Source organism: Variovorax sp. PDC80 (assembly GCF_900115375.1).
In the GTDB taxonomy this organism is placed as follows: domain Bacteria; phylum Pseudomonadota; class Gammaproteobacteria; order Burkholderiales; family Burkholderiaceae_C; genus Variovorax.
The window spans coordinates 79,429-91,585 of sequence record NZ_FOWG01000009.1; the positions used below are offsets into that span (position 1 = coordinate 79,429).

Below are 12,157 nucleotides of genomic sequence, written 5' to 3' on the forward strand. Positions count from 1 at the left end.
GCCGCCTCAGCTCTCCTTCCAGCCCCCGCCCAGCACCTTGTAGATCGTGAGCCGGTTGGTCTGCTCGGTGAGCTGCAGGCCGATCAGCGTCTGCTGCGCGGCGTAGTAGGCGCGCTGCGCATCGAGCACGTCGAGGTAGCTGCTGGCGCCGCTGCGGAACAGCGACTGCGACAGCGAGAAGCTGCGCGAGGTGGCGTCGAGCAGCGAGCGCTGCGCGTCCAGCCGCTCGGCCAGCGTGCGGCGCTCGGCCAGCGCATCGGCCACTTCACGGAACGCGGTCTGCACCGTCTTCTCGTAGCTCGCGAGCTGGATCTTCTGCTGCGCCTCGGCCACGCGCAGGTTGGCGCGGTTGGCGCCGCCGTCGAAGATCGGCACGCTGATCGAGGGCGCGAAGCTCCAGGCGCTGCTGCCGCTGGCGAACAGGCCCGACAGCGTGCTGCTGGCCGTGCCCGCCGAGGCGGTGAGCGCGATGCGCGGGAAGAAGGCGGCGCGCGCGGCGCCGATGTCGGCGTTGCTCGCGCGCAGCGCATGCTCGGCCGCGAGCACGTCGGGCCGCTGCTGCAGCACGCTCGAGGGCAGGCCGGCCGGTGGCACCAGCAGCCGCGCGGCGGGCGCGGGTTCGGCGGTGGCGGCGCTCGCCGTGGCCGTGCCCGGATCGGTCGCGGCCGGCGTGGGCAGCAGCTCGGCCGGCGGCGTGGCGCCGACCAGCAGCGCGAGCGCGTTGCGGTCCTGCTCGACCTGGCTGTCGAAGGCGGCCGCGTCGGCGCGCGCCGCATCGACCGTGCTCTGGGCCTGCGCGAGCGCGAGGCCCGACTGCGCGCCCAGGCCATGGCCGCGCTGGATCAGGTCGAAGGAACGGCGCTGGCTCTCGAGCGTGTGGCGCGCGAGCTGCAGCCGCTGCTCGTCGGCCGCGAGCTGCAGCCAGGCGGTGGCGACCGAGGCCACCAGGCTGATCTGCGTGCCGCGCTGCGTGGCCTCGGTCTGGAAGAAGCTCTGCAGCGCCGCCTCGCTGAGGTTGCGCACGCGGCCGAACAGGTCGATCTCGTAGCTCGTGAGGCCGAGGTCGGCGCTGTACTGCGTGGCGTAGCGCGGCTCGCCGCCGGTCGAGAGGCTGCCCGGCGTGCGCGAGCGGCTGCCGCCGGCGCCGGCGTCGATGGTGGGAAAGAGCCCGGCGCGCGCGATGCCGTACTGGGCACGCGCGCGCTCGATGTTGAGCGCGGCCACGCGCAGGTCGCGGTTGTTGGCGAGCGCGAGCTCGATGGTGCCGCGCAGCTTCGGCTCGACGAAGAAGTCGCGCCAGCCCGCATCGAGCGGCGTGGTGGCTTCGACGTTGGCCGAGGGCAGGGTCTGCGGCACCGGCAGCGCGGGCGCCTGGTAGTCGGGCGCGAGGTTGACGCAGCCCGCGAGCACGGCGGCGGCGACGAGCGTCAGCGAACGCAAGGGGAGGGCGCGTTGCATCAGTGGCCTCCTTGCTCGGCGGTCTGCGCGGGTGCGAGGGGCTCGTCCTTCGGCACGGCCTTGCGCCGCCCCGCGAGCCAGCCGCGGATCAGCGCGAAGAACAGCGGCACGAAGAAGATGCCGAGCGCGGTGCCGACCACCATGCCGCCGAGCACCGCGGTGCCGATCGACTGGCGGCCACCCGCGCCGGCGCCGGTGCCGATGGCCAGCGGCAGCACGCCGAAGCCGAAGGCCAGCGAGGTCATCAGTATCGGGCGCAGCCGCAGGCGCACCGCCTGCAGCGTGGCGTCGAGCACGCTCCTGCCCTGTTCCTGCAGCTGCTTGGCGAACTCCACGATCAAAATCGCGTTCTTCGACGACAGCCCCACGGTGGTCAGCAGCCCGACCTGGAAGTACACGTCGTTGCTCAGGCCGCGCAGGCTGGTGAACAGCAGCGCACCCACGATGCCCAGCGGCACCACCAGGATCACCGAGAACGGCACCGACCAGCTCTCGTAGAGCGCGGCGAGGCACAGGAACACGAACAGGATCGAGATCGCGTAGAGCAGCGGCGCCTGCGCGCCCGACAGCCGTTCCTGGAACGAGGCGCCGGTCCATTCGTAGCCGATGCCCGGCGGCATCTGCTTCATCACCTCCTCGACCGCGGCCATCGCGTCGCCCGAGCTCACGCCCGGCGCGGCATCGCCCACGAACTCGTAGCTCGGGCTGCCGTTGTAGCGCTGCAGCTGCGGCGAGCCGTAGCTCCAGCGCGAGCTCGAGAAGGCCGGGAACGAGACCATCTGGCCCAGGCCGTTGCGCACGCTCCAGCGATCGATGTCCGAGGGCAGCATGCGGAAGTCGGTGTCGCCCTGCATGTAGACGCGCTTCACGCGGCCCTTGTCGAGGAAGTCGTTGATGTAGGTGCCGCCCATGGCGCTCGACAGCGTGCTGTCGATGTCGGCGGTGGCCAGGCTCAGCGCGCCGGCGCGCGCGTCGTCGATGTCGACCGCGAACTCGGGCGTGTCGTCGAGGTTGTTGCTGCGCACGTTCATCACCTCGGGCCGGCGGCTCAGCAGGTCGATGGCCTGGTCGCGCGCCTTCACCAGCGCGTCGTGGCCCAGGCCATTGATGTCCTTCAGATGGAAGTTAAAGCCGGCGTTGGCGCCCAGGCCGCGCACGGCCGGCGGCAGCAGCACGAATACGCGCGCGTCGCGCACCGTCGACAGGTCCTTGTTGGCGCGCCGCGCGAGCTCGGCGGCCGACTGGCCCTTGCCGGTGCGCTCGGCCCAGTCCTTGAGCTTGACGAAGGCGCGCGCCGAGCTCTGGTCGCCGTTCTGGCCGGTGAGGATGTTCACGCTCAGCACCTCGGGCTGCTTGGCGAAGTACTGCTGCACCTGCTCGGTCACGGGCTGCAGCCGCGCGTTCGAGGCGCCCGGCGGCAGCGTCACCTGCACCTGCAGGAAGGCCTGGTCCTCGTCGGGCAGGAAGGAGGTCGGCAGCCGCATGAAGAGCAGCGCCATCACGCCCGCGATCAGCAGGTAGACCACGATGCTGCGCTTGCCGCGCCGCACGATGCCGCCGACCACGCCCTCGTAGCGCGCGGCATTGCGGTCGAAGCCGCGGTTGAAGGCCGCGAAGAAGCGGTCGACCCGGCCCAGCAGGCCGGCGCGCGGCGCCGCATGGCCGCCCTTGGCCACCGGCTTGAGCAGCGTGGCGCACAGCGCGGGCGTGAGCGTGAGCGCCACGAACACCGACAGCGCCATCGCCGAGACGATGGTGATCGAGAACTGGCGGTAGATCACGCCGGTGGAGCCGCCGAAGAAGGCCATCGGCACGAACACCGCCGACAGCACCAGCGCGATGCCCACCAGCGCGGGCGTGATCTCGGCCATCGACTTGCGCGTGGCCTCCTTGGGCGACAGCCCTTCCTCGTGCATCACGCGCTCGACGTTCTCGACCACCACGATGGCGTCGTCCACCAGCAGGCCGATCGCCAGCACCATGCCGAACATGGTGAGCGTGTTGATCGAGTAGCCGGCCATCGACAGCACGCCGAAGGTGCCCAGCAGCACCACCGGCACGGCGATCGCGGGGATCAGCGTGGCGCGGAAGTTCTGCAGGAACACATACATCACCAGCACCACCAGCAGCATGGCCTCGAGCAGCGCCTTCACCACCTCGTCGATCGAGGCGCTGACGAAGGGCGTGGTGTCGTAGCTCACGAAGGTCTGCAGCTGGTTCGGGAACAGCGGCTTGAGCTCCTCGACCTTGGCATTCACCGCCTCGGCCACCTGCACCGCGTTGGCGCCGTCGGCCAGCACCACGCCGAGGCCGGCACCGGGCCGGCCGTCGAGCTGCGAGCGCACCGTGAGGTTCTCGGCGCCGAGCTCGACGCGCGCCACGTCCTTCAGCCGCACCACCGCGCCGTCGGGCGTCACGCGCAGCACCACGTTCTCGAACTGCTCCGCGGTCTGCAGCTTGCTGCGCGCCGTGATGGTGGCGTTGAGCTGCTGCTGCGCGGCCGCCGGCAGCGCGCCGAGCTGGCCGGCCGACACCTGCGCGTTCTGCGCCGTGATGGCGGCGTTCACGTCCGAGGGCATCAGCGCGTACTTGCGCAGCTTGTCGGGGTCGAGCCACAGCCGCATGGCGTAGCCGGTGCCCAGGGTCTGGACCTCGCCCACGCCGTCGATGCGGCTGATCACGTCGACCAGGTTGCTGCTGATGTAGTCGCCCACGTCCACGGCCGAGGCGCTGCCGTCGGCCGAGAACATCGAGACGATCATCAGGAAGTCGTTGCCGCCCTTGGTGACGGTGACGCCGCGGCTCTGCACCTGCTGCGGCAGCCGCGACATGGCCTGCTGCAGCTTGTTCTGCACCTGCATCTGCGCCACGTCGATGCTGGTGCCGGGGTTGAAGGTCAGCGACAGCCGGGCCACGCCCGAGGAGTTGCTGGTCGACTGCATGTAGAGCAGGTTGTCCAGCCCCTTGAGCTGCTGCTCGATCACCTGCGTGACCGAGTCCTCGACCGTCTTGGCCGAGGCGCCGGTGTAGGTGGCGTTGATCGACACGCGCGGCGGCGCGATGTCGGGGTACTGCTCGAGCGGCAGCGTGCGGATCGCCATCAGGCCCGCGAGCATGACGACGATGGAGAGCACCCACGCGAAGATGGGTCGGTCGATGAAGAACTGCGCCATGGCCCGACCTCAGCGCGCCACGGGATCGGTGGCGGCATCGGCCGCGTCGGGCGCGACGGCGGCCACGGGGCCGGCCGCGGCGCGCGCACCGAGGTCGACCACCTTGACCTTGTCGCCGACCTTCACGCGCTGCGAGCCCTCGGTCATCACGCGGTCGCCCGGTGCGAGGCCGTCGAGCACCTGCCAGCGCGTGCCGATCGCGCGGCCGACCTGGATCGGGCGCTTCGCGACCTTGTTCTCGGCATCGATCACCAGCGCCGAGGCGCTGCCGTCGGGCGCGCGCGTCACGGCCTGCTGCGGCACCAGCAGCGCGGCGGCGTTCACGCCCTCCTGCAGCACGGCGCGCACGTACATGCCGGGCATCAGCAGCCGGTCGGGGTTGGGCACCACCGCGCGCAGGGTCACGCTGCCGGTGCCGGCATCGACGGTGACGCCGCTGAAGGTCAGGCGACCGGGGTGCGGGTACTTGCTGCCGTCCTCGAGCACCAGCTGGATGCGCGCCTCGGCATCGCTGGCGCGCTGCAGCCGGCCGCTGGCGAGCTCGCGCTTGAGCCGCAGCAGCTCGCTGCTCGACTGCGTGACGTGCACGTGGATCGGGTCGAGCTGCTGCACCGTGGTCATCGCGGTCGCCTGGTTGGCCGTGACCAGCGCGCCCGGCGTGACGCTCGAGAGCTCGGCCCAGCCGCTGATCGGCGAGGTGATGCGGGTGTAGCCGAGCTGGATGCGCGCGGTCTGCTCGGCCGCGCGCGCCACGCCGAGGTCGGCCTCGGCCTGCTGCTCGGCGGCCTGCGTCTCGTCGAACACCTGGCGGCTGATGGCGTCGATCTTCACCAGCTCGGCATTGCGGCGCGCCACGGTGCGCGAGGTGGCGAGCGCCGACTCGGCCTTGCGCACGCTGGCCTGCGCGCTGGCATGGGCCGCCTGCAGCGAGGCCGGGTCGAGCTGGTAGAGCACCTGGCCGGCCTTGACCTGCGAGCCTTCGGTGAACAGCCGCTCCTTGAGGATGCCGCCGACCTGCGGCCGGATCTCGGCGATGACCGGGGCTGCGGTGCGGCCCGGCAACTCGGTGCTCAGCGCCAGCGTCTCGTGCTTGAGCGTGACGGTGCCGACTTCCCGTTCGGGCGCCGCCGCCTTGGGCGCGGCGGCCTCGTTGCGCGAACAGCCGGCGAGCGTGATGGCGGCGGCCAGCGCGAGGACGGTGATGAGCAGCGGGAAGGGACGGCGTGTGTGAGCGGGCATGGGCAGGGGGAAGTGACGAAGGCCCCAAATGGAGCGAACGGGCGCTCCCGAGTTCAATGCGGCGGGAGGCCGGAGGCGAGCTTTACAGAGAGGCCCTGCAAGTCCAGTGCCAAAGATTGACAAAGTCTTGTGACAGACGCTTTGCCGGATTGCAAAGTTAGATGTACTTGGGGTGGCCTCAGGCGCGCTTCATGCGCGTTGAAGCGCGCGCGTGACCATGTCGTCGGGCGCGAGCCGCAGCAGGTGCGGCAGCAGGCCCACGGCCTTGTCGCGCTCGCCCGCGTGCAGCAGCCCGTTGGCGCACACCGACAGCGTGTCGGCCAGCTCGGGATGGTCGGGCGCGGTCTTCAAGAGGATGGCGCAGAGCCGGCGCGCGTCCTCGAACTGGCGGATGCGCACGAAGCGGCGCGCCAGCCGCGCCATGTCGTCGGGCTTGAGGCGCACGCCGGGCTTCGCCTGGTCGAGGTAGGTGGTGAAGCTGGTGTGCTGCAGCGCGAGCGTGTCGGGGTCGGTGGCGCTCAGGCGGAAGATGCGCCGCGCCGCGGCATGGAAGTCGTCGCCGGCCGGCTGCAGCCGCGCGGTGTTGAACCAGGCGCGCAGGGTGTCGGCGTCGTTCGGGCGCAGCGCCGCGGCGGCGCGCCATTCGCTGCTGGCCGACTCGAACTTCATCGCCGCGCCCAGCCGCCGCGCATTGGCGACGCGGCGCTGGAATTCGCCATCGCCGCCGTCGTGGTCGCGCGCGTTCGCGCGCTCGGCCGCCAGCGTCTCGGGCGTTTTCACGCGTCCAAGCGCCAGCGCGAGCGTCATCAGCGCCGCACCGCTCAACAGCCCGCCCAGGTGCGCCATGTAGGCGATGCCCTGGCCGCCCACCAGGTGCTGCAGCAGCTCGTTGGCGATCCAGGCCGGCAGCAGCAGCAGGGCCGGCGCCGTGACGTAGTTGAAGTAGAAGAACAGCTGGTAGAAGAAGCGGATGCGCCGCAGCCGGTACATCACGGCATACATGCCCATCAGCGCCGATACCGCGCCCGAGGCGCCGAGCCCGTAGCTGCCCTTGCCCGCATAGGCCCAGTCGGCCAGCGCCGAGGCGCCGACGGCGCCCAGGAGGTAGAAGCTCAGGAAGGTGGTGCGCCCGAGCGCGAGTTCGACCGAGAAGCCGAACAGGAACAGGAACAGCATGTTGCCCAGCAGGTGGCCGGTGCTGCCGTGCAGGAAGGCGGCCGTGATCCAGGTCCAGGGCTTGAACTCGGCGTCCTTCGCGTAGTCCTGCGCCCAGCGTTCGGTGAAGGGCGCGGGCCACTGGGCATCAAACTGCTGGCGCTCGCGCTTCCACTCGTCGAAGCGCGGATGCGCGGGCGTGATCACCTCGTCGGCGCGCAATTGGCGCAGGAAGACGCGCTCGTGCTGCAGGCCCTCGAGCAGCTCGTCGGTGCGCTTGAGCTTGAGCAGCTGCCGCGCGGCCTCGGCGCGCGGCGACCGGGTGCGCTCGAGCCAGTCGACGAAGGCCGGCAGCTCGAGCGCCGGCAGCGCGCTCTTCGCGTAGTAGCGCGCGGCGCGTTCCTGCGCGTTCTCCTCGCTGCGCTGCGGGCCCCAGAACACCAGCATGTTCACGAGGATCAGCAGCACCGTCATCCACGGCGGGTTGCGCCAGCTCGGGCGGTTCTCGAGCGGGATGGCGTAGAACATGGCGGGGCCCTGCGGGTCGCGGTGCTGCCGAGGGCCGGCGCGATCAGCCGAGGCGGGCGCGGTGGCGCGCGATCTGCGCCTTGACCTGCGCGGGCGCCGTGCCGCCGAGGATGTTGCGTGCGTTGAGCGAGCCGCGCAGGCTCAGCACGTCGTACACGTCCTTCTCGATCTTCGGGTTGAACTGCTGCAGCACCGCCAACGGCAGCTCGGCCAGGTCGACCTTGTGCGAGGTCGCGGCCTTGACCGCGTGGGCCACGATCTCGTGCGCGTCGCGGAACGGCAGGCCCTTCTTCACCAGGTAGTCGGCCAGGTCGGTGGCGGTGGCGTAGCCGCGCAGCGCGGCCAGTTCCATCGCCTCGGGCTTGACCGTGATGCCGCCGATCATCTCGGCGAAGATGCGCAGCGTGTCCTTGAGCGTGTCGACGGTGTCGAACAGCGGCTCCTTGTCTTCCTGGTTGTCCTTGTTGTAGGCCAGCGGCTGGCCCTTCATCAGCGTGATCAGCGCCATCAGGTGGCCGACCACGCGGCCGGTCTTGCCGCGCGCCAGCTCGGGCACGTCGGGGTTCTTCTTCTGCGGCATGATCGACGAGCCGGTGGTGAAGCGGTCGGCGATCTGGATGAAGGCGAAGTTCTGGCTCATCCAGAGGATCAGCTCCTCGCTCATGCGGCTGATGTGCACCATGCACAGGCTGGCGGCGGCGCTGAACTCGATCGCGAAGTCGCGGTCGCTCACGGCGTCCAGGCTGTTCTGGCACACGCCTTCCATGTTCAGCGTCCTGGCGACCAGCTCGCGGTCGAGCGGGTAGCTGGTGCCGGCCAGCGCGGCGGCGCCCAGCGGCAGGCGGTTGACGCGGCGGCGCACGTCGGCCAGGCGCTCGGCGTCGCGGCTGAACATCTCGACGTAGGCCAGCATGTGGTGGCCGAAGCTCACGGGCTGCGCCACCTGCAGGTGGGTGAAGCCCGGCAGGATCACCTCGACGTTCTTCTCGGCGATGTCGACCAGCGACTTCTGCAGGGTGACCAGCAGCTCGGCGATCAGGTCGATCTCGCCGCGCAGCCACAGGCGCACGTCGGTCGCGACCTGGTCGTTGCGGCTGCGGCCGGTGTGCAGCCGCTTGCCGGCGTCGCCCACGAGCTGGGTCAGGCGGGCCTCGATGTTCAGGTGCACGTCTTCGAGGTCGAGCTTCCACTCGAAGGCGCCGGATTCGATCTCGGCGCGGATCTGCGCCATCCCACGCTCGATCTCGGCGTGGTCCTGCATGGTGATGATCCCCTGCGCGGCCAGCATGCCGGCATGGGCGAGCGAGCCTTCGATGTCGGCCTGCCACAGGCGCTTGTCGAAGAAGACGCTGGCGGTGTAGCGCTTCACGAGGTCGCTCATGGGTTCCGAGAACAGGGCGGACCAGGCTTCGGATTTCTTGTCGAGTTGGTTTTGGGTCATGGGAGCCGTTCGGGAGGCAATAATGGGCTGGTTACCCAATGTATCTGCGAATGCGCAAGCCGGCGATTTTATCGGCCACCCCACCCGCCGCGTCCTCCGACCGCGCCCGCCCGCCCGCGCGCGTGCAGGCCGTGCTGTTCGACGCCTGCCAGATCGGCGTGGTGCTGCGCACCGTGGTCTTCGTCGAGGCGGTGGTGGGCGTGGCCGCGATGTTCGTCTCGGGCTCGCCCGGCGAGTGGCTGGTGCAGGCCGCCACCGTCACTGGCGGCGCCTTGCCGGCCACCCTGCTGTGGCTGGTCGCGGCCTGCGGGCTCAAGAAGCCGCTGCGGCGGCTGCCGGTGCCGTGGCAGTACGCGGTGGGCGCGCTGCTGGGCGCCATCTCGGCGCTCTATGGTTGCGGGCTGCTGCGGCTCACGGGCGTGCTGGTCAGCGCGCCCTGGTTCGCGAGCGCGCTGGCCGGTGCCTTCTTCGCCGGCATGGTGATGGCGGCGATGGTGCTGCGCGCACGCGGCCAGACGCCGGCGGCCACCACCGCGCGGCTCGAGGAGCTGCAGTCGCGGATCCGGCCGCACTTCCTGTTCAACACGCTCAACAGCGCCATCGCGCTGGTGCGCGAGGAGCCCGCCAAGGCCGAGACCATGCTGGAGGACCTGAGCGAGCTGTTCCGCCAGGCGCTGGCCGATCCCGGCGAATCGGGCACCCTGGCCGACGAGATCGCGCTGGCCGAGCGCTACCTCGCGATCGAGCAGGTGCGCTTCGGCGAGCGGCTGCGCATCCGCTGGGACCTCGACGCCGCGGCCAGCGATGCGCGGCTGCCGCCGCTCTTGCTGCAGCCCTTGGTCGAGAATGCGATCAAGCACGGCGTGGAGCCGAGCCCGGACGGTGCCAAGCTGCGCATCCGCACCGAGCGGCGCGGCTCGATGGTGGTGATCGAGGTGGTCAACAGCCTGCCGCCGCTGCGCTGGGCCGACGAACCGCTGCCGCGCGGCCACGGCATCGCGCTGGCGAACGTGAGGGATCGGCTGCGGCTGCTGCACGACATGCGCATGCAGTTCAGCGCCGGCATGGATCAGAAGAGCTACCGGGTGCGCATCGCGATACCCGCCGAATCATGAACGCATGCCATTGCGTGGGGGGACATGAATGAGCCTGAGGACATTGATCGTCGACGATGAAGCGCTGGCCCGCTCGCGGCTGCGCACCCTGCTGCGCGACTGCAGCGCACCCGCGGCCGAGGTGGTGGCCGAGGCCGCGCAGGGCGCCGAGGCGCAGGCGCAGCTGGCGTCGATGAAGCTCGACGTGGTGCTGCTCGACGTGCACATGCCCGGCATCGACGGCATCGAGGTGGCGCGCGCGCTGCGCGAACGCGCCGACGCGCCGGCCGTGGTGTTCGTGACCGCCCATGCGGCGCATGCGGTCACCGCCTTCGAGCTCGACGCGGTCGACTACCTCACCAAGCCCGTGCGCGCCGAGCGGCTGCAGCAGGCGCTGCAGAAGGCCGAGCGCTACCTCAAGGAGCGCGCCAGCGACAAGGTGGCGCAGGAGAGCGTGCTGATCCAGGACCGCGGCCGCGCCGAGCGCGTGCCGCTGGCGGAGATCGTCTACCTGAAGTCCGAGTACAAGTACCTCACGGTGCGCACGGCCGCGCGCAGCCACATCCTCGACGGCTCGCTCAACGATTTCGAGGAGCGCTATCCCCAGCGCTTCCTGCGCGTGCACCGCAATGCGCTGGTGGCGCGCAGCGCGATCCGCGCGCTCGAGCGCTACGACGACGGCGAGGATGCCGAGGGCTGGGCGCTGCGCCTGTCGACCGTGCCCGAGCTGGTCGCGGTGTCGCGCCGGCAGCTGGCGGCGGTGCGCGAGGTCATCAAGGACGCACGATGAACGACAAGGCGCGCGAGGACGATGCACCGCGGCCGCCGCCCGCGCAGGAAGAGGCGCCCGCGCCCGCCGTTGCCCCGGTGCCCGAGGAGCCGGTGACGGCCGCCGCCGTTCCCGCGCCCGCGCTGCGCCCCGAGCCGCCGCCCGCGCCGAAGTCCGAGGCCGACGCCGAGCGCGACCTGCCGGTGCTGCGCGTGCCGGTCGACGTGCGCAGCTTCTCGCTGGTGGTGCTCGCGGTGCTGGCCAGCGTGTTCGCGCTGCAGTGGGCGCAGTCGGTGTTCATCCCGCTGATGCTGAGCCTGCTGCTGAGCTATGCGCTGTCGCCGCTGGTCGACCGGCTCGAGCGCTGGTGGCTGCCGCGCTGGATCGGTGCCGCCGTCATCCTGCTCGGCCTGTGCGGCGCCATCGGCTGGACCGGCTATTCGCTCTCGGGCAGCGCCTCGTCCCTGCTCGATTCGCTGCCGGCCGCGGCGCAGAAGCTGCGCCAGGCCACGCGCACCGACAAGAGCACCGGCGGCACGCTCGACAGCGTGCAGCAGGCGGCCTCGCAGCTCGAGCGCGCGGCCGAGGAGAACTCGCGCGCGCTGGCGCGCCGCGGCGTCGCGCGCGTGGTGATCGAGCGGCCGCCGTTCAACGTGCGCGACTACCTCTGGACCGGCACCGTCGGCCTGCTCGGCGCGGCCGGGCAGCTCACGCTGGTGGCCTTCCTCACCTACTTCGCGCTCTGTTCGGGCTCTACCTTCCGGCGCAAGCTGATCAAGATCTCGGGCTCCAGCCTCGAGAAGAAGAAGATCACCGTGCACGTGCTCGACGACATCACGCGCAACATCGAGCGCTACCTGCTGGTGCAGATCTTCACCAGCGTGCTCGTGGGCGTGGCCACCGGCCTGGCCTTCTGGGCCCTCGGGCTGCAGAACGCGGCCGTGTGGGGCATCGTGGCCGGGGTCACGAACCTCATTCCCTACATCGGCTCGGTGATCGTGCTCTCGGCCGCGGGCCTGGTGGCCTTCCTGCAGTTCAATACCCTCGAGATGGGCATCCTGGTGGCCGGCACCTCGCTGCTGATCCACACCCTGGTCGGCAACCTGCTGATGCCCTGGCTCACCAGCCGCACCAGCCGCATGAACCCGGTCGCGGTGTTCGTCGGCGTGATCTTCTGGGGCTGGCTCTGGGGCGTCTGGGGGCTGCTGCTCGGCATCCCCATCACCATGGTGATCAAGGCCATCTGCGACCGGGTCGAGGACCTGCAGCCGATCGGCGAATTGCTGGGCGAGTAGGGCGG

At 70.8% G+C, this 12,157-nt stretch carries 8 protein-coding genes; 3 read left to right on the forward strand and 5 right to left on the reverse strand.

Going from position 1 to position 12,157, the window contains the following annotated elements:
* Positions 1-6 precede the first annotated feature (6 nt).
* From BM109_RS24735 to argH, 5 genes are all read right to left on the reverse strand, one after another.
* Entirely contained in the window at positions 7-1,458 is a 1,452-nt protein-coding gene (locus BM109_RS24735; RefSeq protein WP_093348584.1) for an efflux transporter outer membrane subunit, read from the reverse strand.
* Positions 1,458-4,631 (reverse strand): efflux RND transporter permease subunit, encoded by a 3,174-nt coding sequence (locus BM109_RS24740; protein WP_093348586.1) that lies wholly within the window; start codon positions 4,629-4,631, stop codon positions 1,458-1,460. Before BM109_RS24740 ends, BM109_RS24735 begins: the two co-directional genes overlap by 1 nt.
* Before the next feature lie 9 nt (positions 4,632-4,640).
* Positions 4,641-5,870, reverse strand: coding sequence for an efflux RND transporter periplasmic adaptor subunit (locus BM109_RS24745; protein WP_093348589.1), 1,230 nt, complete (start codon positions 5,868-5,870; stop codon positions 4,641-4,643).
* Between the two features lie 189 nt (positions 5,871-6,059).
* Positions 6,060-7,553, reverse strand: coding sequence for a rhomboid family protein (locus tag BM109_RS24750; RefSeq protein WP_093348591.1), 1,494 nt, complete (start codon positions 7,551-7,553; stop codon positions 6,060-6,062).
* A 43-nt stretch (positions 7,554-7,596) separates the two neighbouring features.
* Positions 7,597-8,994, reverse strand: a complete 1,398-nt coding sequence (argH, locus tag BM109_RS24755) for an argininosuccinate lyase (RefSeq protein WP_093348594.1) — start codon at positions 8,992-8,994, stop codon at positions 7,597-7,599.
* A gap of 50 nt (positions 8,995-9,044) precedes the next feature.
* Here argH and BM109_RS24760 point away from each other — a divergent pair, with 50 nt between their 5' ends.
* From BM109_RS24760 to BM109_RS24770, 3 genes are read left to right on the forward strand one after another with little or no spacing between them, the layout of a single operon-like run.
* The gene (locus BM109_RS24760) at positions 9,045-10,109 is read left to right on the forward strand and encodes a sensor histidine kinase (protein WP_093348596.1); all 1,065 of its coding nucleotides are present in this window, start codon (positions 9,045-9,047) and stop codon (positions 10,107-10,109) included.
* Between the two features lie 28 nt (positions 10,110-10,137).
* A complete protein-coding gene (locus BM109_RS24765) occupies positions 10,138-10,878 on the forward strand; it encodes a LytR/AlgR family response regulator transcription factor (protein ID WP_057592325.1) in 741 nt (246 codons plus the stop codon).
* Positions 10,875-12,152, forward strand: a complete 1,278-nt coding sequence (locus BM109_RS24770; protein WP_093348599.1) for an AI-2E family transporter — start codon at positions 10,875-10,877, stop codon at positions 12,150-12,152. Before BM109_RS24765 ends, BM109_RS24770 begins: the two co-directional genes overlap by 4 nt.
* Positions 12,153-12,157: the final 5 nt, after the last annotated feature.